This is a genomic window from Tardiphaga sp. (assembly GCF_041424195.1).
GTDB lineage: Bacteria > Pseudomonadota > Alphaproteobacteria > Rhizobiales > Xanthobacteraceae > Tardiphaga.
In genome coordinates, this window is the sequence record NZ_JBGMOE010000111.1 from 58,309 (window position 1) to 79,831 (window position 21,523).

21 protein-coding genes and 2 pseudogenes are annotated in these 21,523 nt (G+C 63.2%); 8 read left to right on the forward strand and 15 right to left on the reverse strand.

All coding sequences use genetic code 11. The features are described from left to right. Positions 1-6 precede the first annotated feature (6 nt). The 4 genes from ACEK02_RS16105 to ACEK02_RS16120 all read right to left on the reverse strand — a co-directional run bounded on the left by ACEK02_RS16105 (position 7) and on the right by ACEK02_RS16120 (position 3,748). A complete protein-coding gene (locus ACEK02_RS16105) occupies positions 7-1,098 on the reverse strand; it encodes a relaxase/mobilization nuclease domain-containing protein (RefSeq protein ID WP_371422614.1) in 1,092 nt (363 codons plus the stop codon). Beyond that, positions 1,080-1,598 carry a plasmid mobilization relaxosome protein MobC gene (gene mobC / locus ACEK02_RS16110; RefSeq protein WP_371422615.1) on the reverse strand — a complete coding sequence of 173 codons (519 nt, stop codon included), beginning with the start codon at positions 1,596-1,598 and terminating at the stop codon, positions 1,080-1,082. Before mobC ends, ACEK02_RS16105 begins: the two co-directional genes overlap by 19 nt. A gap of 418 nt (positions 1,599-2,016) precedes the next feature. Further along, positions 2,017-3,009, reverse strand: coding sequence for a ParB/RepB/Spo0J family partition protein (locus ACEK02_RS16115; protein WP_371422616.1), 993 nt, complete (start codon positions 3,007-3,009; stop codon positions 2,017-2,019). Next, positions 2,999-3,748, reverse strand: coding sequence for a ParA family protein (locus tag ACEK02_RS16120; protein ID WP_371422633.1), 750 nt, complete (start codon positions 3,746-3,748; stop codon positions 2,999-3,001). Before ACEK02_RS16120 ends, ACEK02_RS16115 begins: the two co-directional genes overlap by 11 nt. On the opposite strand from ACEK02_RS16120, the gene ACEK02_RS16125 reads away from it, so the two are divergent. Continuing rightward, positions 3,641-4,054: a hypothetical protein gene (locus tag ACEK02_RS16125; RefSeq protein ID WP_371422636.1), complete on the forward strand. Its 414-nt coding sequence runs from the start codon at positions 3,641-3,643 to the stop codon at positions 4,052-4,054. The two genes, ACEK02_RS16120 and ACEK02_RS16125, sit on opposite strands and share 108 nt — an antisense overlap. A gap of 439 nt (positions 4,055-4,493) precedes the next feature. Here ACEK02_RS16125 and ACEK02_RS16130 read toward each other — a convergent pair whose 3' ends face one another. The 10 genes from ACEK02_RS16130 to ACEK02_RS16175 form a co-directional block, all read right to left on the reverse strand. Then, complete coding sequence (locus ACEK02_RS16130) at positions 4,494-4,949, reverse strand: hypothetical protein (RefSeq protein WP_371422617.1); 456 nt, start codon at positions 4,947-4,949, stop codon at positions 4,494-4,496. A gap of 275 nt (positions 4,950-5,224) precedes the next feature. After that, positions 5,225-5,932: an RES family NAD+ phosphorylase gene (locus ACEK02_RS16135; RefSeq protein ID WP_371422618.1), complete on the reverse strand. Its 708-nt coding sequence runs from the start codon at positions 5,930-5,932 to the stop codon at positions 5,225-5,227. Further along, positions 5,929-6,339, reverse strand: a complete 411-nt coding sequence (locus ACEK02_RS16140) for an antitoxin Xre/MbcA/ParS toxin-binding domain-containing protein (protein WP_371422619.1) — start codon at positions 6,337-6,339, stop codon at positions 5,929-5,931. Before ACEK02_RS16140 ends, ACEK02_RS16135 begins: the two co-directional genes overlap by 4 nt. 273 nt (positions 6,340-6,612) lie before the next feature. Next, on the reverse strand, positions 6,613-7,845 hold the full coding sequence (repC, locus tag ACEK02_RS16145) for a plasmid replication protein RepC (RefSeq protein ID WP_371422620.1): 1,233 nt from the start codon (positions 7,843-7,845) through the stop codon (positions 6,613-6,615). A gap of 192 nt (positions 7,846-8,037) precedes the next feature. Beyond that, entirely contained in the window at positions 8,038-9,021 is a 984-nt protein-coding gene (gene repB, locus ACEK02_RS16150) for a plasmid partitioning protein RepB (protein WP_371422621.1), read from the reverse strand. Beyond that, the gene (gene repA / locus ACEK02_RS16155) at positions 9,018-10,241 is read right to left on the reverse strand and encodes a plasmid partitioning protein RepA (protein ID WP_371422622.1); all 1,224 of its coding nucleotides are present in this window, start codon (positions 10,239-10,241) and stop codon (positions 9,018-9,020) included. The genes repB and repA overlap by 4 nt, the downstream gene beginning before the upstream one ends. Before the next feature lie 211 nt (positions 10,242-10,452). Beyond that, the gene (locus tag ACEK02_RS16160; RefSeq protein ID WP_371422623.1) at positions 10,453-11,625 is read right to left on the reverse strand and encodes a site-specific integrase; all 1,173 of its coding nucleotides are present in this window, start codon (positions 11,623-11,625) and stop codon (positions 10,453-10,455) included. Between the two features lie 13 nt (positions 11,626-11,638). Then, a complete protein-coding gene (locus ACEK02_RS16165; protein WP_371422624.1) occupies positions 11,639-12,727 on the reverse strand; it encodes a hypothetical protein in 1,089 nt (362 codons plus the stop codon). After that, a complete protein-coding gene (locus ACEK02_RS16170; RefSeq protein WP_371422625.1) occupies positions 12,724-13,161 on the reverse strand; it encodes a type II toxin-antitoxin system VapC family toxin in 438 nt (145 codons plus the stop codon). The genes ACEK02_RS16165 and ACEK02_RS16170 overlap by 4 nt, the downstream gene beginning before the upstream one ends. Then, the gene (locus ACEK02_RS16175) at positions 13,158-13,436 is read right to left on the reverse strand and encodes a type II toxin-antitoxin system Phd/YefM family antitoxin (protein ID WP_056301955.1); all 279 of its coding nucleotides are present in this window, start codon (positions 13,434-13,436) and stop codon (positions 13,158-13,160) included. The genes ACEK02_RS16170 and ACEK02_RS16175 overlap by 4 nt, the downstream gene beginning before the upstream one ends. Here ACEK02_RS16175 and ACEK02_RS16180 point away from each other — a divergent pair. From ACEK02_RS16180 to ACEK02_RS16195, 4 genes and pseudogenes are all read left to right on the forward strand, one after another. Beyond that, the gene (locus ACEK02_RS16180) at positions 13,435-13,857 is read left to right on the forward strand and encodes a prevent-host-death protein (RefSeq protein ID WP_371422626.1); all 423 of its coding nucleotides are present in this window, start codon (positions 13,435-13,437) and stop codon (positions 13,855-13,857) included. The genes ACEK02_RS16175 and ACEK02_RS16180 overlap by 2 nt on opposite strands. 299 nt (positions 13,858-14,156) lie before the next feature. Beyond that, positions 14,157-15,800: a Mu transposase C-terminal domain-containing protein gene (locus ACEK02_RS16185; protein WP_371422627.1), complete on the forward strand. Its 1,644-nt coding sequence runs from the start codon at positions 14,157-14,159 to the stop codon at positions 15,798-15,800. A 14-nt stretch (positions 15,801-15,814) separates the two neighbouring features. After that, entirely contained in the window at positions 15,815-16,714 is a 900-nt protein-coding gene (locus ACEK02_RS16190; RefSeq protein ID WP_371422628.1) for a TniB family NTP-binding protein, read from the forward strand. Then, positions 16,711-17,136 (forward strand): annotated as a pseudogene (locus tag ACEK02_RS16195) (TniQ family protein); the annotation flags it as partial. The gene ACEK02_RS16190 and the pseudogene ACEK02_RS16195, both read left to right, overlap by 4 nt. 640 nt (positions 17,137-17,776) lie before the next feature. On the opposite strand, the gene ACEK02_RS16200 reads toward ACEK02_RS16195, so the two are convergent. Next, a complete protein-coding gene (locus ACEK02_RS16200) occupies positions 17,777-18,742 on the reverse strand; it encodes a recombinase family protein (RefSeq protein ID WP_371422629.1) in 966 nt (321 codons plus the stop codon). A 510-nt stretch (positions 18,743-19,252) separates the two neighbouring features. Between ACEK02_RS16200 and ACEK02_RS16205 the strand changes: the two genes are divergently transcribed. From ACEK02_RS16205 to ACEK02_RS16215, 3 genes and pseudogenes are all read left to right on the forward strand, one after another. Beyond that, positions 19,253-20,449 carry an RHE_PE00001 family protein gene (locus tag ACEK02_RS16205; protein WP_371422634.1) on the forward strand — a complete coding sequence of 399 codons (1,197 nt, stop codon included), beginning with the start codon at positions 19,253-19,255 and terminating at the stop codon, positions 20,447-20,449. Positions 20,450-20,548: 99 nt separating this feature from the next. Further along, positions 20,549-21,382 carry a DUF6088 family protein gene (locus tag ACEK02_RS16210; protein ID WP_371422630.1) on the forward strand — a complete coding sequence of 278 codons (834 nt, stop codon included), beginning with the start codon at positions 20,549-20,551 and terminating at the stop codon, positions 21,380-21,382. Beyond that, a pseudogene (locus ACEK02_RS16215) lies at positions 21,379-21,523 on the forward strand (nucleotidyl transferase AbiEii/AbiGii toxin family protein); the annotation flags it as partial. The gene ACEK02_RS16210 and the pseudogene ACEK02_RS16215, both read left to right, overlap by 4 nt.

A 21,523-nucleotide genomic window follows, 5' to 3' on the forward strand; every position in this document is an offset into this window, starting at 1 on the left:
GCCTGGCTACTTGCTGCGTTCGTCGCGTCGCGTATCATCGCGCCGGTCGACATTGACGCTCTGCTCCGCGCTGCGACGCCGGCTATCGGCAAGCTCCGAAAGCTCCTTCTTCAACACATGCCGGCGGGTTTCGACCGCCGGCATTTCCTTCACGAATTGACGGATCTGTCGCGCGAGCGTGTCATCGCGCGCCGTCCCAGAGCGCTGCAGCTCAGCCGCGTAGTCGAGATATCGCTGCCGGATCGCGTCCTGACGTGACCGGATCCGGGCGTCCCAAGGTCGTTCGGTCGTCTTGCCACCCCTCACCTCGCGGAGAACCTCCTCCCGCGCCAGCCGATCGACCTCGGGCGCAATCTTTCGCTTGCGCAAGGCCAGCACCGCCCCGCGGTCGGCTTTTCGAATTCGTCCCCGGGTTCGTCGCGGTGTTGCCTCCGCCGCGATCCCGCGAAGCCGAAGCTCTCCGGCAAACCGTTCGCGCCAGGCCTGAAGGTCTGCCTTACGTGGGTTGAGACGCCGGCCGTCATGGCCCAAAGACTGAACGGACAGATGGACGTGGGGGTGTTTGTCGTCAAGGTGCTGGACGAAGACGTAGTCGTGATTGTTCCCGAAGGTTTCAATCGCAAACGCCCGCGCCGAATCCTTGACCGCAACCGCGTCAGTTCCCGCCGGCATCGACAGAATGATGTTGATCGAAAGCGACCCATCGCGGCGGAGCTTGTCGTCGAGAACAGCATCATCCTCCCAGCGTTGCTGCAGATCCTTCAATCCGGACCGGCCCGTCAGCGCCGCGCCCTGCTCTGTTTCGGCGTCAAGTTCGCCGTTCCGGGTAATGTAGGCGAGGTGCGATTTGAGATGCGCCACGCCCTTGGTGCGGCCGGTAATCTTGACCATCACCTCCGGCACTCGACTCACGATGCGTTCGAGCTTTGCACGCATCGCCGGCGTGAGACGTCGGGAAATAGCCGGATCGGGAGTGTCCCATTCCGCGCGCCGTGGACGCCGATTGGGCGTTTCCCAGACATAAGAGATCGCCGGGAGTTCGGAGGCCAGGTCGGTCGGCCGCGGCGAGCGGCGCCGACTCATCGCCGTCCATCCCAATAATCCGCGTTGCCATTCAACGCATTCCGTAACTGTGCCAGTTCCTTTTCAATGACCAATTTGGCCTCTTGAATTGCGGACAGATCGGGCTCAACCGCCCTGCGCTGCAGCACGCTGGTGTTTGCGGCGCGCGCGATCTGGTTGATGTTGCCACCGATGCGGTTGAGCTCGCGAACGATGGCGCGAAGCGCGGCATGCTCCTCCGGGGAATGTTGAACTGGCGACCCCAATCGGGAGCGCACCAGCGCGACGATCCAGCCAGTTCGAGTCATGCCACGCTGATGTGAAACTTCTGCGAGCTGCCGCATCTCGCACTCGCGAAATCGCACGGTCACCTTCTCCGGCCGTCCGACCGGCAGCGTCAAGATGCGCCGCGCTGGTGCACCTAGTGCGTCAGCAATAAGACGCCGCAGCAGCGCGGATTTGCCGCCCTGGGTCGCTGCGAGAACTGAGAACTCCGCCGCGACTTCGTCGGAGACGCGAAGCGAGATCAGAGCCATGCACTCCAATCCCAATCGCGATGTAATACATCGCTGGCGCGAAGCCTATCCTGCACTAGAAAGCAAAAAAGCGTACTCCTCGTTGTTGGTTCAAACCAATACTCTTTGTGTTCAGGGCTCGCCACGGCCAAGCGCTCGGCGGGCTCTGCCCTCTCGGCCGAATTCCGCCCGCGGTCCCTCTTTGACCAGGTAGCCATCGCGAATTCCGATCGGCCGGCAGCAAAGGAAACGAAGGCACTAACTGACGTCGGCGATGTGGACCGCGACTTTCCAGCAGCCTGCGGCCTCACTACAGCGCTATTGGGAGCGCGTTCGGCCTTCGGCTGCTGCGCTAACGCGCCATCCTTCGGATGGGAAAGTCGCTCCACCGGTACCCGCCGCAAGACTTCGTTGCTCCAACAGCAATAGAAGAAGAACCTCATGGCAAAAGGATCTCCTCGATCGTGAGAGCCGAGACGGCTACTTCTTCCGTCTCCTCCGCACCATCGACTAACACCACGGCATGACGGCTGCCCTGTAAGGGGATGCGATCCAAAACGAGCTGGCCGGTCCGATGCTCATGCCGCACTTTGATGGTCAGGGATGCTGCCGACCGCGATTGTGGAGCGACACGTAGCCTCGCCGGAGAGCCACCGGTTTCTGCGTCTGCTTCTCTGTCCTTGCTCGACGTCCGCCACAGCGAGGCTCTCGGCGCCAAGTCGCGTCGTTCCGGTGAAGAAGATTCAGCGGCCGACTGGCTCTGAGCTTTGAAGTCATCAGACTCGGCGCGCAAGTCCCGGCCCAATTGGCGGGCCTGCGCATCGGTAAAGCTGTCCTGCGTCGCGCAAAAGCGCTCGACCGCTTCTGGATGGGAGCGCCAAGCCTGGTAGAGCTCATAGAGCGCGCGGATCGACGAGCTCTCAAGCCTCGCCCGAAGAAATTCTGGCATGCTCTGAACCGAGGCGAACCGCGACACCCAGTCTCTTGGCTTGCCGAGTTTTCGCGAAATTTCGGCCTGCGTGTCGCCGGCGTCCAGACGACCCGCGACGAACGCGGCGATCTCGGGCGCGCGCAAATCGTCGCGTTGGATGTTCTCGATCATCTGCGCGTATCGATCCGGCTCACCGCCCTTCTGCAAAAATGCCGGGATTTCCCGTAACCCGGCACGCTGCGCAGCGCGATAACGGCGCGCACCCATGACGATAACGTATCGGCCCTCCTGGTTGGACCGGCGAACCAGGACGGGTTGCAGCACGCCATGTTCGCGGATCGTCGCCGAAAGTTCATCGAGTTCCTGCTCGCTGAAGACACGGCGCGGCTGATCTGGGTCTTCGTCAATGCGTTCGACCGCGATACGAAGCGGGGACCCGGCGCCGCCGCTTCCTTTTTCAGCGACGTCGGCAAGATCTTTGAAACTAAGATCAAGCGTCATCAGTCATCTCCTCCTCGAGCCGTTCCGCGATCTTGGCGAGAACAGCGCGGATTTCCCGGCCGGCTTCCTGAGCCGAGCGGCGCTTGAGACTCCACACCGGAACTCGTTCCGCTACAGCTTCAGCATAGCCGTCGCGAGCCACAATCTGGCCCGGGAAGACATACTTGCCGGCTTCGCGCAACAACTGCTCCAGATGGCTTCGTTGGCGCGGCGATTTGGTGTTGAAGTTTGATGGCAACAAGCCGAGGAAGGTCATGCCCTCGCGACCGTAACGCTGTTGCACCCCGATCACGGTCTGCAGCAGGCCTTTGACGCCCTTCACCGAATAGTCCTCAAGGTAGATGGGCGCCAACACGTGCGAGGCCGCAACCAGACATGCCACGCTGCGAAGTCCAAGCGACGGCGGTGTGTCGATGACGCAAATGTCGAACAGTTCAGCAGCAGCAACAAGATTCTGCTGAAGAGTCATCACCGCAGCAGCACTGCCGCGATCAACGTCGGTCAACGAGCTGTCTGCTGGCGCCAACGTGATGCCACTGTCCCCGCTGGCGACGATCCGCGCCGCCGGCCGGAATAGACCGGCCGCCGAAGTCTCTCCCACGTGACGTTTGAGCGTGTCGGTCGCATTGCCTTGCGCGTCGGCATCGATCATCAAAACGCGACGGCCGGCTTCCGCCATGAACCAGGCCAGATGAACGGCGAGGGTCGTCTTGCCGACACCGCCTTTCTGGTTGTTGATGACGAGGGTATTCATAGGTCAGCCCCTGACAATGGGATATGGGCCTGCTTCATCAATGGTCATCCGGGCGGCGACCGCGATTTTGCGATCATGCAACGTACCGTTAAGCGTGTTCGCTGGACCTGCGACACGCGGTGTTGGTTTGAACCAACACCGCGCAGCGCCGCCGTGATCAACCGGACCATGTCAAAGACCGCGGGCAAAATCCCCTGCCAGAAGAGTCAGGGTCGGCCGATGGCAAACACGGACGACGATCTGACAGCAAATTCGCGTCGGGGGAGAAAGAAAAGCGAAGCTGTTATCTGAGACTGTTGGTTCAAACCAACATGTTCAGCAGATGGGTTCGCGACGCTACACGCCCGGAATCGGATGGTCCGCACGAATCGCGTATGACTCGATCCGACTCGCCATCGAGTGGCGTTCTATGCGTATCCGTATCCGACAGATCGCAAAGGATATCCACGCCAACGGCAGCCGGTGATTCGACGTTCTCCAGCTTGCTCCCGAGATAACGACCCCGGCCTATGGGTCAGCCCCACACAACATCGAGACCGCACTCTCTCTATCTAGATCATACGAACACCTTCGCCGGAAGCGGAGTGCGGGCGCCTTCTTCGTGCCAGGGATGAAAGCCAGAAGGGCGGGCGCCGTTGTAGTATGGAGAAGAAGAAGTTGTTCGAAGGAATGGGCCCTGCAAGATCAATCCCGAACTTGGCTTGGCACCGGTGAATAACAATTTATTTGGTTACGCACCTTTTGGACTTCGGGCCGCACGCTTCGCGATCTCTCGTTCGACAAGAGACAGGGCCCTCTGCAGCCGATCGCGCAGCACGACGTATTCGGGTAAAACGCCGTCCGCGCCGTGATCCGGCTCATTTTGGTCGGCCTCCAGGGTTTCCGCGATCAGGTCATCGAGACCTGCCTTTTCAAGCAGACCAAGCTTCATCATCTCACCAAACATCTCGTCGTCATTATCTTTCGGCCACGGCTGCACCATTCCGTTGGAATCTAGGTGTGGTTTGAACGTTATACTCAGCAAGACTGCCCGTTCGACGATGCTGCATTCAAGCGGCACAACACCCCAGCGCGTACCGTCCGAACCTTTAAAGCCTGCGACGAAACGATCCGGATAGAGATTGTCGGAAGCTTCTGGCTCGAAGAACGGCACAAAATCTAGCGCGCCAGATCGATCATTGGCCATGATTGCCTCCTCCGCGCATCGGATGCCGCGTTATTGGACGAGGCCATCGTCCAATCCGTTTGTGGACAGCTACAGAAGCCATCACAATAGCGAACGATCGTGACGACATTTTAGCTCCGCTGTCCGGTCACCCAAATCAGATCAGCCACAGCTTTTTAGGGGCCGTCATTATGACGCGATCGCATTTTTTGGCTCTGCTTGCGCATCAAAGCGACGATCATCGACCGATTGAAAACTCGCCGGAGGATGCCTTTGTCAAGCCATGCGGCTGCTTTTCAAGGTGTCGGGCGCGCGTACCAGTCGGCCTCACCAATGATGAAATACCGTGTCATCCGGGTGCCATCCCAATGGTACTGAAGCGTTCGCGCCTGAACGACAGGAAGGCGGATAAGATTCGGCCAGAACAACCCGACTGCCTGCCCGGTCGGCCAGCGCACACTTGGATAGACAATTCCTTCGCTGCCGGAATCCTTCAATGAAAATGCAAGCCGCTGGGCTGGCTTCCAGTCATCGGACTGCAAACAATCATCGAATCCGCCGTTTCGCAAATCATGCAATGATCCGGCGATATGCGCTCTGAGTTCGCGATACTGCGCGTCGGCCGGCGGTTCATTCGTGCGTGCCATGAACCGCTCGAAATGATGTGCGGTTTCAGCCAAAGCGACCTCGAACCGATCACCACAATACCAGACCCCATAACTGCCGTCGGAAAAGCGTCCCGGACGGTCGCGGGAAACATGGGTGAACGCCGCCATCGCCAGGCTAGAGGTGGGACCGGAGACGCGCCGTTCGACGGGAACTAGGCTGAGATCGCCGATTTGATCGCGCACCCGCGGGTTTGTCTTCGCCTCGGCGCTCGCAATCAGATCCCAATCGGCGGGATCAGCGATGTCTTCGAATAGCCACACAGGAGGATAGATCGTGCGGATGATACGATGGCTGACAGACCAATCGACATCGGCAAGCGGCGGAATGGACGTCACCAGCCACCGCGCTCGGCGTCAAGATAGTTGCGGACCGCCGTCAGATCGCTTGGCGCTCCCGCCAACATCCGATCAAGCGCCGACTTGCCGCCGAAAGCCGTATTAGGTCTCGAAACCCAAGCGTAGCCGCGCTCCGGTTCTGTAAAAAGATGGCGCAAGGCTTTATGGATACCCATCAGGTCCCCGAGGCGCCACACGGTGTCAGGTGGCACCGCACCGATCTCGCCCCGTTTCCATCGATAGAAGGTCGATGGACTTGGTTGCCCAAGAAGCACCCGCGCCTGACTATCGTTTACTTTCCAAAGCCGGAGGAGATTTACCACCGCCCGGAGCATTGCCGCGGCTTCCGCCTGGGTCACTTCGCTTGTCGCGGGATCAGCTGTCTGCGCAATCAACATTTGGCTCATAATCCCACTCCTATGCCAATTGACACAAATATACCACCTTGTGTCATTAGACACAAGCCCGACCCGACAAAGTTCCACCCGGATTTCCCTAATCCAGCTGCATCTATCCTGCGTCGGTAATCGATCGTGACACCTTCCATAGTCCAAGTTCACCGACGTGTTCTCCGGTGCTTGGACGCCCGCCAGCTAGACTAGGCCCTCCTCCTACTGCGGCGATCAGCTCTGGTCGCCCGTGGCGAGGCCCACAAAGCGCGCGGACCCGGACTCCGCGCATCAGGCCCGCTTCTTTTCGCGCAGGCGCGAATTGATCTGCGCCATCAGGATCGGACCAAGGGAAAATTCGCCGGCCTGCGCCTTTCGCGTCAACCCGCGCAGGTAACCGCCGGCCGAATTGATCGCTGTACCGCGCTGCAGGATGCACGCGACGACGATCGCCGCCTGCACCTCGCCCATGACGGTTTGCGCCTCCTCCCAGGCGCTGGGGCTGATTCCCAACATCGATCGAACGACCGCGGCGGTCGCCATGAAATCCCGCCAATTCGAAATGCCGCCCTTGGCGTAATCGACAAGGCTGGGGCACCCGTCCAGCACCATTCCCAACGGATACGATCCCTCCGCAACCGGCGACGGTTGAGAGCTTGGCTCAGCCCTCGCCGCCCGGCCTTCTTGGAAGACCGGTTCAAGATCAATTAAGGGGTTTGGGTTTGAATTCTGTATGTGGCGCTCAGACTGGGACTCATTGGCGCTCGGATTCTTGGATTTGATGTGTGCTTCCAGAAGATTGAGCACGTCGTCGGAGAGTTGAGACAACTCGTCAGCGATCGGCTCGAGCTGCTGACGCGTGGCGGTCCTCGGAACCTGGGCTAGCATCGTCCTGAAGGTGGCGTGGACCTCTTGCCAATCGGACGGCCCCTGCCCTCCCCTACGCGTCGGAACACCTTCCTCGATGCCGGTGGCAATCATCTTGGCGATGTCGCGCCGGCAAAGCGTGATGCGCTCGCGCACAAGCCTGAGCGCGCGCGACTCTGCTTCGATGTCGGCCGCCAGGTGCTCGAACTCTTCTGACCGCACGACGAGCGGTGACAGATCGAAGCCGAAGGCAAGCTCAATCTCGCCGGCGTTGTCCTTCCGCGCGTAGCGCTTGCCGTTTGGGCTATCACGCCGAATGATCAACCCAGCGTCGACCAGGACGGCGAGGTGGCGGCGTAATGTCGAAGCGGGCATGCCGTGCGCGCGCAACGTGAGCTTGTCGTTGGACGGAAAGACGATCAGGTCGTCCTCCCCTGTCAGTGCCGTCTCCGGATGGAAGGTCAGTAGCGCGTTCAACACCGAAAGCGAGCGCTCGGACACCCCGAGGCGCGGCCGCGCCGTACAGATGGCGTGGAAGATATGCCATTTGTGCACGACCTTTTCAGGGGGCCGCGCTGTAGCCCCCATTTGGCTTGCCACATGGGCAAGCGTCAGCGATCGCCGCCCAAAGGGCGTCGTTGGAGCGTGTGACTGCATGTCTTTGCCTCTTCAGGGCAAAGGAAATCGGCTCGCCAAAACGACGCCGTCTCTCACGAGACACTTGACTGCGATTCGCGGAAGTGATTCTCTGTCAGTCGCCAAACAGACGAGAGAGGGCTTCCGGACGGAAACGTTTGGGGGCCTTTTCTTTTGCCGCTATGGATCCTTTCTCAATTGCGGGAACGCGGTTTACGCATCGGCGCGGCGTCGAAACGCGGCGTAGATCTCCGGTAGCTGTTCTACGAGGTATGCGCCGAAAGCCGGCGCCGATTTCTCCTCAATCGTGAACTGAAGGCGGTCCCTTCCCTGCACGACCTGTGCAAGTGGGGTGCCGGTATCTGCCTTGACAACCTGCCTAGTCGCCTTTGCCTGACGAGGCGACAGCGCCTTAAGAACGCGAGCTAACCTTGTGTCACTTTCGAGGGTGTCGAACCCAGTCACGGCAATCGCCTGGCGCCACCTGTCACCGGTCTTGGTCAGAAGTTCTGCCAATTGCTCCCAACGGGGACGGCCGACCTTCGGCGCAGGCCCGATCGCTACTATGAGCTCTTCGGGAACGCTGCGTGCGACCGTGATCATAGTCGAAAGATTGCCCTTATGGACCGCGAGGGCAGCCGTTAAAGCTGAGCGAGCGAACCCGTGGTCCTCCAACCGTGCCGCGAACAACGCACGCTCGATGAAAGACAGGTCCCGCCGTTCGAGGTTCTCCCGCCCCTGCGCGACGACGAGTTGTTCGTCAGTCAGATGTTTGACGATGGCCTTGACCGGTCTGCCGAGGCGCTGCAGCGCCTCTAGCCGCCGATGCCCATAGGCAACCTGGTAGCGCCCCTCCGTTTGAGAGCTCGGCCTCACTAGGATGGGTACTTGTTGTCCGTGTTCGGCAATGCTGGCCTGGAAAGCCTCGAACTCCGCGGCTTTCGCGTCGTCCAACCGGTCGCGGATGAATGACGGGTCGATCAGCGCGGGATCAAGTTCGACAACGTGGTCACCGCCTGCCAGTTGCTCGCGCAACGCTCGTGCTTCGTCGGCGTCCTGCGACAAGCTCTGCAGCGAAAGCCCCATAGCTTTGAGTGATCCCGACTTGACCGGCGTCCGAGTTTGCCGGTCTTCGGGGGATGGCTGCGTGGTGATCGGCGCCATCATGGCTTTGAGCGCGTCTCGTCGTTTGTTCACACCACCCTCCCCCATGCCTCTTTGACAAGAATCTCGATTTCAGCATGCGCACCGTCGAGTGACTCAAGTGCGCGGTCGTAGGTGCTACGAACAAAATTCTCGCGGCCAACTTCGTACAGCGTCTGCTTAGTCAGTCCTGCGTCCGAGATGGCAGTGGATTTCAGAATAGCGGTCGTCAGTACGCGCTCGCCGAATAGACTACGCATCAGCCCAACTATCTGGCCCTGGGGGCCGTCGGTCGGCTCGAAGCGAGTAATCACGTAACGAAAAAAGTCATAGTCGGCGTCGCCACCGGCCTGCTCGACGACATCGAGGAGGCTAGCGGTCATGTGCAAAAACTGCGACATCGACGCGACATCGAGCATTTGAGGATGGATCGTTACCAGTACGCTACGAGCAGCACACAGCGCCGAGAGCGTGAGGAATCCAAGGGAAGGCGGGCAGTCCAGAATCACCACGTCGTAGCGGTCCTCGACGGACGCGAGCGCGGTTGCGATCCGCGAAAAGAACATCCGCTCGGAGCCGCGGTTGCGCTCCGCCAAAACTTTCGGCGTATCGTGCTCAAACTCCTGCAGTTCGAGGTTCCCAGGAACGATATCGAGGCCGGCGAAATAGGTTTTTCGAATGATGTCAGAAAGCGGCCGACGAGCCTCGTCGTAGCGGATCGCCCCGTATAACGTTTCGTTGTCTTGAAGGTCGAATTCGGGTTGGAGGCCGAACAGCGCCGAGAGTGAGGCCTGCGGATCCAGATCAATCGCCAGCGTCCGATAGCCCTTCATGGCAAAGTATTGAGCGACATGAGCGGCGGTAGTTGTTTTGCCGGAGCCGCCTTTGAAATTGGTAACAGCGATAACCTGGAGATGCTCACCCTCTCGGCGATTCGGGGAGTAGCTCTGTTTGGTCTTAGCAAGCGTCCGACGAATCTCGTGGACCTGCTCCAACGAAAACAGGCGACGCCCACGCGCCGTCTTCTCGGCCTCGGGGGCGTCACCCGCAAGCGACAGATGGCGGATATATGCGTCGGTAACTCCAATGAGTTTCGCCGCTTCTCCGGAGCTGAATTTGCGCAGCTCTTTGAGCGACGACGGGGGGAACGCTCGCAGCCGCAACTCCTTGAGCTGGGCGCTGAGAAGGTCGGCATCGGCTTCGACAAGTCGCGTCAGTGACCGGACTTTTTTCCCGGTGCGGTGACTGGCGTCATTTTCTGCTAGAGCCGTCATATACGCTTGGTATCCGAATTATCCATGTTGAGCGTAAATTCGGCGACTTTTCCGAGTCGGTCAAGCAAATAAGGGTTAACGGAAATTAACCACTTGGCTAGCGGGATGAGTGTTCTCAGCTGAGAACTTTCCGGCCGCAGCTCGGTGTTCTCAGCTGAGAACACCTTATGCGGGTTCACGACGATGCCAACCCAAGAGGCGCCCCCATCCATCAGAGGATCAGGCGTGCGGCTCTCCCGAGCGACCGCTCCGCCTCGTTGTAGTAGCTTGCAGCCTGTTGCACCGAGCGGTGCTGGGATTGCTGCATCGCCTCCGGCAGGGAGACGCCGCGTTGCGCGGCCTCCGTCAGATACCCGGACCTCAAGCCATGCGCGGAAAACTCCCTCGCCTCCAGCCCGGCCACCGTACAGCGCCGCTTCACGATCAGGTTGATCGACTGCGGCGTCAGCGCCCTCTCCTCTACCGCCTCCCAGCGGTCGATCGCCCGGAAGATCGGCCCCTTGCTGATGTCAGCCCGCTCGAGCCATTCGCGCAGCGCCTCGACCGGTGGCCCGACCAACAGCACCCTCCCCGCCTCGTCCGCTTGTCCGGTCTTAGTGCGGCCCAGCTGAATCGCGAGGCACGGCAGTGCCGGCGATCGCGGATCTTGGGGATCGAGCGGGACCGGCGGTTCGTCGCTGAGCTGCTCGACCCGGAGCCGTGCCACCTCGCTGCGCCGGCGTCCGCCGGAGGCGAACGCGAGCAGCAGGATGGCCAGATCGCGGGTATCGGCCAGCCGGTCGGACCGGCAGGTAGCGAGCAGTCGGTCGAGGACATCGCGGGTGATCGCCCGCTTGCTCTTGCGCTGCCGCGGCCGGGTGCTGGCCCGGACCGCCAGCCGCAGCGCCGAGCGCAAACTGGGCGAGCGGAACGGACCCTCCTGCCCTTTCCAACGATGCAAGGTCCCCCAGCTTGCGAGGCGCCGCTTGACCGTCGACGGTGCATGCGGCCCGGTGCTGCGCAGCAACTCGCTTTCGCGTAGCGCGGCCGCGACGTCGGCCGGCATGCCGTGCTGCGGATCAGTCTCGCGCCTGGCCGGGTCCCAGAGGTGGTGCGCCACAAACTTCAGCGCCAGGCTTTCCGAGGCCGGCCAGGGCAACGCGGCGCCGGTCGCGGCCAGAGCCCAGGCTTCAAGGTAGGCAAGGTCCGACGCCAGCGCCCGCAGCGTATTCTCGCCCATGCCTTCCTGGGCGAGATGCTTGAGCGTCGCGACGTCATCGTCGGTCAGGAGCTCGGCGAGCCGGTCGCGCCGCTCCATCGGCAGGATCGCCGAGAGCGTGTCGAGTTGCAGCGCGCGCCGAGTTTCGGGATCGGAGACCAGCGCGCGGGAGGTGATGTCGTCCATGCTCGGCGCTCCGTCAGAAACCGTAAGTGCGATCCGCCCAGCGCAGCAGGACGCCGGCGTCCGGGTCGGGAAGCCGCACGCGCTGTGCCTTCAGGCCTTGCGCGATCGCTAGGCCGACATCGGGATCGACCCAGTGGCCGTGGGTCATCAGGAAGAACCAGCCGAAGGGCAAGCCGATCTCGCGGTCCACCGCCTCGATTCGTTCCATCAGCAGATGGACCGAGGCATCCGGCGTCATGAGCAGACGTTCTTTCGGCGACCGCAACGGCCGGGGAATGAAACCGACCTCGCGCTCGCCCTTGTGGGTGTAATCCCGGATATCGAGTGCCCACTGGGCAAAGACGCGCTGCGGCCTGGCGCTCGATTCCTCCCAGTCCTGAAAGAACCGCAGCTCTCTTGGCACAAAGCCGAAATAGTCGGGGACCGCCTCCAGGAACGGCGTCTCGCGCGTTCCGCCCGGCCCAACCTCGCGAATGACGCGCCGTTCCAGCTCGGGCCGTTTGGCCTCCCGCTTGCCGCGCTCGACGCGGTCGCAGCGGTCGAGAAAACTCCGGACGTGGACCACCGCCCCGCCGGCGCGGCCGAGGAGGCGATAGACCGGACCGGCAAGGCGATCCGAGTCGGGAAGCTGATCGGTGCGGGGCCAACCCGGATCGAGCAGTTCCTCTTCGCCCCAGGGTCGATAGTCCGGGTTGACGATCCGGCCGGCGCGCCATTCGATCTCGCGGCCGAGCGCGATCTGAACGTAGTCGGCAGCGCCCGGCCCGGTCGGCGCGGAAACGAACGCGCTCGTGCCGCGCCATTCGGTGATCTGGAGATCGGTCTCCTTCAGGCGCTTCCAAACCGCGGACGCATCGCCGTTTTCCTTGGCCAGTTCGGCCATCATCCACGGGCGCAATTCGCCAAGCCGCGTGCCGTCGGGACGGATCACCGATCGGGTGTCGCGCCAGTAATCGTCGTCGATCTGCGCGAAGCCAAATTCAAAGCCCGGGAAGGAAGCGGCGAGGGCAGGGAGCAGCGCCGCGTCGGCCGAGGCGGGGTGTAGCCCGGCCAAAACGGCTTCGAGCGACGCGGCATCGGGGAGGCGGGCAGGGGCGGTCATCCCGACGCTCCTTCATCGGTCCAGGGGTTGAACAACGGCACGCCCAGCAGCGCAAAGTCCTTGGTGTTGCGGGTCGCGAGCACGAGCTCACGGTCAAGCGCTGTGGCCGCGAAAAACCCATCCATCACGGAGAGCGCAAAGCCGCTCTGGCGGGCTTGCGCCATCAGATCGCCCCAGCGTTCGGCGATCGCCGCATCGATCGGCAGGATCCGGCCGGCGAAGCGCGCCGGCAGGTCGTCCGCGAGCCAGGCGCTCAGCGCCTCACGACGGCGGCCATCGTCCATCAGGGCGATGCCGCGCCGGAGCTCGGCGATCGACGCCACGCTGATGAAGGCCCGGTCCTCGTCGACCGTATCGAGCCAGGCGAGCACCTTGGGGTCCGGCGTCGGCCGGCGCACCTCCGAGAGAACATTGGTGTCGAGCAGGACGTTCATAGATCGAGGTCGCGCGGTTGGTCGCGGGCCCGATCGAGGTCGAGATCGGCGTCGCGCAGGGGCGAGGCCATCAGGAACTCGGCCAGCGTGCCCTTGCGGACGGTCTTGCGCGCCCATTCCTCGGCCGAGACGATGACGACGCTCGGCTTGCCGTGGCGGGTGATGATCTGCGGGCCGCTTTGGGCGCGCTCGATCACCTCGGAGAGGCGCGCCTTGGCGCCGGCGACGGTCCAATGATCCGATTCGAGGGTCTGGGTTTTTCGGGGGGCTGTCATGATCCGCTCCTATGACCATAATGACCATCGTGACTATAAGGAAGATCGCGCCGACTTTCAACGGCCACCGTGCGGGAAAGACACCCTTGCGCTAGTATCGGGGCGAACGGACGGAAGCGTCATGGGCGGTCACGCGAAACAAAACCAGCCGCGGCCGGCGCCGGCCGACGAAGCCAGTGCGACCAGGCTCGATCGTCGGGCCGTTCGGACCGTCGATCTGACTGAGGAGGACATTGCCGCGATCAAGGTCTCGGAGATAACGCCCGGCTTTGAGCACCTCGATGCCGAGCTTGAGCCGGAGCCGGCCTCCCTGGTCGAGCAGGGCGTGCGCTTCGGCCGAGAACTCGGACAGCGCGGCGGGAAGACTGAGGGTCGGCCGGCCGACAAGGCCTTTCGCGACAGCCTGTTCGACGATTCCTGACCGCGATCGCGCCCACAGGCAAATAGCCGGCGCCGAAATCGACCGGGAGGGTAGGGGACAGTCTCTTCCGGAAGAAGGGAGGGCGCTGGCACGGGATGCCTTCTCTCGTCGGCAGGCCCGGCGGGGGATGATTTTCCCGGCTGCGGGCGCTCAGAATCGCTTGTCGCACGGCTTTTTCCACTGGATTGCATTTGATTGATTTTTAACACTTTCGGCTCACCCTGATTCGGCGGATTCAGCCGAGTTCGCTGGAATCTTACCCTAATTCGCTGGATTCGGGCGAGTGCAAGGACGGCGACGTGCGGCGCAATCGAGACAAGCTCGATATCGACGACGCCAGGTGGCAGGACGCGGTTGCGCGCGAGGCGATCATCAGGCCGCTTGCGGGCGTGACGCGATTGTCACCGGTTGATGTCGCGACAGCCTGTCGCATTCTGGGGCTGCGTCGAAGCCGGCTCTACGCGCTGGTTGAGCGGTACCGGACCGCGCCGGTGACGAGTTCACTGGCATCGGCGACGCCCGGCCCCAAAAAGAGATCTCGACGCCTTTCCGATGAACTGGAAGCTGTCATCGAGGAAGCGATCCGTGACAAATATCTGACCCGCCAGAAGGTATCCGTCAGCGTGCTGCATGACCATGTCCGGCACCTGTGCCGGGCGCGCGGGCTGGCGATCCCGTCCTGGAAAGCCGTTCGTGCGCGGGTCGACCAGATCGATCGCCAGCGACTTGTCAGCGGGCGCGAAGGCGGCAAGACAGCACGCGACCGCCTCAAACCTGTCGTGCAGGAATACCGGGCCGATCACGCGCTCCATATCGTCCAGATCGATCACACCCTCGTCGATATCTTCGTGGTCGATGCCGTGCATCGCCGGCCGATCCAGCGCCCGTGGCTGACGCTTGCGATCGACGTGGCGAGCCGGATGGTGGCCGGGTTCTATCTCAGCCTGGAAGCGCCATCATCCGCGTCGGTCGCCCTGGCGATGCATCATGCCGTGACGCCGAAGCCCGCTTGGCTCGCAGCACGCGGCATCGGGACCGATTGGCCCGTGTCGGGCCTGCCGGACGTCGTCCATGTCGACAACGCGCGAGAATTCCGCGGCCGGGCCTTGGCGCGCGGGGCGGCCGAGCACGGCATCTCGCTGATCCATCGGCCGGTGGCGACGCCGCACTATGGCGGTCATATCGAGCGGATGATCGGCACCATGATGGGCGCGGTCCATATGCTGCCGGGTACGACCTTCAGCTCTATCGCAGAGCGCGGCGACTACGATCCCGAACATCACGCCGTGATGACGCTCGACGAACTCGAACGTTGGCTCACTCTTCAGATCGTCGGCCGATATCACATTGAGGTCCATCGCGGGTTGCACCTGCCTCCGGGTGCTGAATGGCAGGATGCGGTTGACCGCCGGCGGGAGCCGCTCCGGTGGCCGCATGACGAACAGCAGTTCCTGTACGACTTCCTGCCGTTCGAGGAGCGCAGCATCCGCCGTGACGGGCTGCACCTGTTCGGATTGCGCTACTGGGATGACGTGCTGAGCCCGTGGGCGGGACGTCTCGATCGCCGGCTGCGAATCAAATTCGATCCGCGCGACTTGTCCTGCGTCTTCGTCGAGGGGCCGGATGGGGTGCATTGGCCGGTCCGGTATGCCGATCTGCGGCGCCCGCGGATCACGCTCGGCGAACACCGGTTTGCCTTGGCCGCGCTCAAGCAGCGGGGCGTGCGGCTCACCGACGAACAGTTGATCTTCGACACGATCGAGGCGCAGCGTAATCTTCTTGAGGCTGCCGCATCGGCCACCAAATCGGCGCGTCGCCAGGTCGAACGGCGCCATCGATCGCTTGTTGCCGCGGAGCGCGACATCGGATCGACCGCGATCGCCTGCCGCCCTGAAGATGAGCCGGCGCATCTGACCCTGCTGGCGGTCGAGGAGTGGTCATGACCGACTATGCCCACTTGCTGCCGGCCTATCGCGGTTATGCGGCTCTCGCTGACGCGGAGCGGATCGCCTGGATCAGGGCGGATCGGTGGTTGGATCTCGATCAAGCCCGGATGGCGCTCGCGCGGCTCGATGATCTCCTGGCCTATCCGCCACGCGATCGCATGCCCTGCCTGCTGCTTTACGGCGACACCGGCATGGGCAAGACCAAGATCATCCGCAAATTCCTGCGCGATCATCCAGCGCGGTTCGACACGGGCACCGGGGTCACGAGCATGCCAGTGGTCGCCATGCAGATGCCGGCTGAACCGGTCGAACGTGACGTTTACAGCGAATTGCTGGCCGCGCTGGGCGCGCCGGGGCCGATTGACGGCGCAGCGCATCGGCAAAAGGAGATCTGTCGCGGGCTGTTGCGCATCATGGGCGCCCGTATGCTGATCATCGACGAGATTCACGCCATGCTCGCCGGTAGCTTCCGGCAGCAGCGGATCTTTCTGAACGTGATCCGGTTTCTGGCCAATGATCTACGGGTGCCGCTGGTCTGCGCCGGGACGGATCTCGCCCGCCAGGCGCTTCTCACCGACCCCCAATTGGCCGAGCGCTTCGAAGCCTTGCAGCTTCGGCGCTGGGGCAATGATCAGCATCTGACGCAGCTGCTGGCGAGCCTGGCGACGATCCTGCCGCTGCGGCGCCCGTCGGCCCTGGAAACCACGGCCATTCGCAAGCGCGTGCTCGAATTGACCGGCGGGGTCACGGTCCGAATCTTCCGCCTGATGGAGACGGTTGCGGTCGAGGCGATCCGCTCCGGGACGGAATGCATCAATCCGGACAGCTTTGACACCGATGAGCTGGTGCTCCCGCTGGTCGCGATGACGCGCGCGGTTGAGACTCGGCTGCAGCGGCGAGGCGTGGCATGATCCAAGATCAGCGCGTGCTGCCGATTGCGCCCAGACCGATCGGGGGCGAATTGCTCTCGTCGTGGCAGGGCCGTGTCGCTTGCCGATACGGGCTCTGCAGCGACGGACTGGCCGCCCTGCTCGGCGCAAAACCCGATAGCGGCCGCGTGACACGGTTCGCGGAACGCGACTTCGCGCCGGACGCAGGGCAGATCAGGGCGTGGGCAAGGGCGTGCCGGTTGGACGACGGAGTTCTCCGCGCACTTGTGCTGTCCGCAAGATCGAGACCTCAGGGCTGCTACGTGTGGGGCGAGGGGACCCAGGCAGGGGCGTTTCGGATGCCGGTTTGCATGGCTTGTCTCGATGAAGACGCGGACGCCGGCGGCGATCATTATATCCGCCGGGCCTGGGCGCTCGTCGAGACCTTGACATGCAGCCGACACGACCGCGTCCTGGCCGAGATGTGCCCGCACTGCCTGAGCAGCAGGGGGTGGCGATTTGGGACCTGCGATCAGGAGGCGCGCGTGGTCTGTGTCCGTTGCGCTCGCGTGGTTCGCAGCCTGCGCGCGTCGGCCGACGTTGCCAATTGCCGCTTCCGGGAGGCCCTGAGCGCTCTGTCGGCCGGCCTCGGAGAGGCGATCGACAACACATCATCGGTCGCCGACGAGCTGATGCGCGTGGCGCGCCTGCTTTGGACCGCGCCCCACGTCCGCGGCGGCCGCCTGACGCCTTTCATTGCCAGCGTCCTCACGGATCGGCCGCTGCCATCGGTGGAAGCCCTGGTCGATCGCAACGAGCCGCTGGCGACAATCCCGCTGGGGTGGCGCATGGCGACGCTGATCGCGGTCGCTCAACTGCTCGATCTCGCCGACGCCCGGCGCGATTTCGGGCCGCCGGCGGTCAGCATGGAGCGGTTGCTCGCATGGACCGGCGTTTCGCCACGCGAGGCGGCAACGCGTCGAGCACCGATCCGGGTTGCCGTGGCACCAACAAGAAGGAGGAAGTTGCGCGACGCGGCCGAATACCGCGCCATGGCCGAGGCGATCCTGGCAAGCGACGATTGGAGCCAGGTCCGGGGTCAATCTACAGCGGCTCGGCAGCGGTTGCTCGGCCGGCTAATGACCCAGGCGCTGGATCATGCACCGCCAGTCCAAGACGCCGCGCCTGGTCCAGCAAGGCCTTCACGGACGAGGCCGCCCACTGTCGGCCACCGCGCGGGGTTCGTTCGCGCATCCGCTCCAGTTGAGCCGCGATCTCGCGCAGGCTGAGGTTCGGATCGGCGATCGCGATTCCGGCGACCAGCGTCATCAGCCGGTCCTGCGGGGGTCGCCGCGGCGATCGCTTGATCAATTCCGGCGCGGCGATCTTTTCGCGCACCAGCCGATGCACGGCGCGGCGGAGCTTCTCGATGGTCCAGCTCTGCCCCTGATGGTTCAGCACCCGCACCACGTCGTCCCAGCTGTGCTGGGGTCGCATCCGCTGCACCGTCGGCAGCCAGGTCGACGCCGAAGCAATCAGGTCGCCGATATAGACCTGTTGCCGCGCCGCCGAAGCCGCGCGGATCGCCTCCGGCCGGTGCTCCCGCAGGCCTGGATTGCCCGGCAGCTTGCCCCGCGCCATCGCGGCCTTCATTCCGGCTTTGGTCCGCTCCGCGATCAAGGCGCGCTCGAGCTGGGCGACGGCGCCCAGCACCTGCAGCGAGAACATGCCCTGCGGCGTCGAGGTGTCGATCGGGTCGCGCAGCGACCGGAAATGCGCTCCGCGCGTCTCAAGGTCCTCGATCACCGAGAGCAGGTGGCTGACCGAGCGTGCCAGGCGGTCGAGGCGGACCACGACCAGGACGTCGCCGGCGCCGATCTCGCGCATCAGGCGGGCCAGCACCGGCCGGGCCCGGGAGGCGCCGGAGCCGTGCTCTCGGTGAATGGTCCGGCACCCGGCGGCGCGCAGTTCGTCGACTTGGGCGTCGGTCGCCTGATCCTCGGTCGAAACCCGGGCGTAGCCGACCAAACCGCGGATCGGCCGGGGAGGGGAGGCATTTGGTGCGGCCATAGGGGTGTTTTCCGGGGTTCTTTTGGCCGGTTTGTACAGTATCAGCAGGTATTAGGAAACGGTCCTTTGCAGGCGTGTTTTATCGACCGCTTGAGAGAGTCATAGGAGGCCGATCGGGCGCTTCGGAGGACCCCAGCACCGGCGAGGCCAGAATGGCCGCCTGTGGGCTTCTGAGGGGAAATGGGCCTATTTCAGCGGCTGGCGCGCAAAGAAGTCGTCGAACCGACGTGCGGGGGCCTTTAGGCGGGCCCGCGGCGCGACCCAGAGGCCCGGCAAGACGCGGGAGTCCAGCAATCTGAGGCGAGGCGTCCGCTCAATTGAGACAAGGAATCCGGCGATTTGGGCTGAGAAACGTCGAAAAACCGCGTGGTTTCGAGCCAATCCAACCATCTCGGCCGAGCGACAAGAATCGCCGATTTGCGGGCTGAGGTCCCACACTATCGATAAGAGGTAGTTATCGATAGTGAGAGGTAGCCGAAAGTGGGCGTCGCTGTGACAGAAGCCAACGTCATGTTAGCCTCCGTTAGACTGATTCCAGTTAAGGTTATCAAGACCTTGCAAAACGGCTACGCCATCCCCGATCCGCTGCCCTGGGCCCAGCTCGCCGGCCCGCTCGCCGCTGCCGAAGATGCGCTCGCCCGCCTCGACGAACGGCTCGCCAAAAGCCCGATCCGCGAGGGCTGGGTCGCGCGCACCCATTATACCGATGCCTGCGCCAGTCTGTGGCTCGAAGGTGAGCTGGTCCACCTCGAAGATCTGGTTCTCCACGACGCCGGCATGGATATCCGCGCCCCGACCCACGAACTGACCCGGGCTCGGGCCGTGCTGCGCATCCGGCGTCGTATCGCCGCGGCCAAGCCGGACTGGGCGCTGTCGGTCACCGGTCTTGCAAGCTTGCGCGGACGGGGAGGGCAGGGCGACCGGGAAGCGGGAAGCGACGACCGGAAGGAAGGGACGCACGATGGCGGCGGCGCGAACGATGCCGAGGCCACGCTGGACGGCGAGAATCTTGATCAGCCGCTCGTCATGATCGAAACCGACCCGCGGCTCGCTGCCGCCTTCGCCGCGGTCGACGCCGCGATCGCGAAATCCGACCGAACGCTCGCCGGCGAGACCACTCGCCGGCCCGAGCGTGATCCGCTGGTCTACGATCTCGATTGGGATGAGGACGCCAGGATCGAGGACTGGCAGCGTATCGTCGATCGGACTCGCACGTTGCCGCCGGCGCTGGCGGCGGCGATCACAGCCGATGCCTGGGACCGGATCGAACCGCTGCAGCACACGCCGTGGCTCGGCCGCCTGCTCGCCAGCGCGGTGCTGCGTGCACGCGGCAAAAGCCGCTGGCATCTGTCCTGCCTCCATGCCGGCCTGAAAACCATCCCGCGCGAACGCCGTCGATCGTCCGATCCGGCGTCGCGGCTCCTGATTCAATTCGAGGCGATGACCGCGGCCGCCGACGCCGGCCTCAAGGATCATGATCGCTGGCTTAACCAGCGCACCCTGCTCGCCCGCAAGCTCGCCGGTCGCCGCTCCACCTCCCGGCTGCCGGCGCTGCTCGACTACATGCTGGCCCGGCCCATTGCCTCCGCCGGCATGATCGCGGCGGAGCTGAAGATCACGCCGCGCGCCGCCCAGGACCTGGTGGCCGAACTCGGCTTGCGCGAGGCGACCGGAAGGGGACGATACCGGGCGTGGGGGATTCTCTGAAAAACCGCGCCCCGGCTGGCCAGCCTTGTCCGAAATTTGTAGACGTTTTTCGGACATCCCACTTGCAGTCTGTCCGAAAAACGTCTACAAGTTTCGGACATGAATATTGCCCCGCTCGATCTGAAGACAGCCATGCTCGACCGCATCCGTGCGGACGCGCCGCGTAAGGTCTGGACGCCCAGTGATTTCGTGGATCTCGCCTCGCGGGACGCCATCGATAAGGCCTTGCAGCGGCTGACGAAGGCCGAAACCCTCAGGCGCATCGATCGCGGGCTCTACGATCAGCCTGGCTTTAACAAGCTTACCCAAAAACCCAACCCGCCCGATCCGCGCTCGGTCATCGACGCCGTTGGACGACGCGACCAAACGCGGATGCTTGTCGACGGCATGACCGCGGCGAACGATCTCGGCCTGACTGACGCCGTCCCGGCCAAAATCGTGGTGCATACCGACGCCCGTCGCCGCGCGATCAAGCTCGGTAACGTAACGATCACTTTTCGTCCGACCGCGGCCAGCAAACTGTTCTGGGCCGGGCGACCGGCAATGCGCCTCGTCCAAGCGCTTCACTGGCTGCGCGATCTCTTGGTTCGTGAAGGCGAGAGCGATCAGGTCAAACGCAAGCTCGCCAAACTTTTCGAGGATCCCACGGCGGGGCCGCCGCTCAGAGCCGATCTCACTGCCGGTATGTCGGCTCTTCCGACATGGATACGGGTGTTTCTTAAGCCGCTCATCGAAGCGGATGCTGCCGTTGGTCGTCGGCACATCGACGATGATCGTGATGATGCTGATCATGTTGGCGCAGATCATGATCGACAAAGAAGGAGTGATAGCGATCAGAGTCACGCTGTCGTCGTACCTCGGAAGCCGAAACTGCTCTCCACCCAGAAGAAACCAATCGCCAATCGCGGCGCAACCCGGAGGACGAAGGCATGAACCCGGCTTTCGATGAGGTTCTCGCGGCCGGGTCGGACACGATGTTGAGCGCCTTCGATACGACCGCGCTGCGCCTCGGCACGGCATCTCAGAATATCGAGAAGGACTTCTGGGTCTGCTGGACGCTGGATGCCTTGTTCA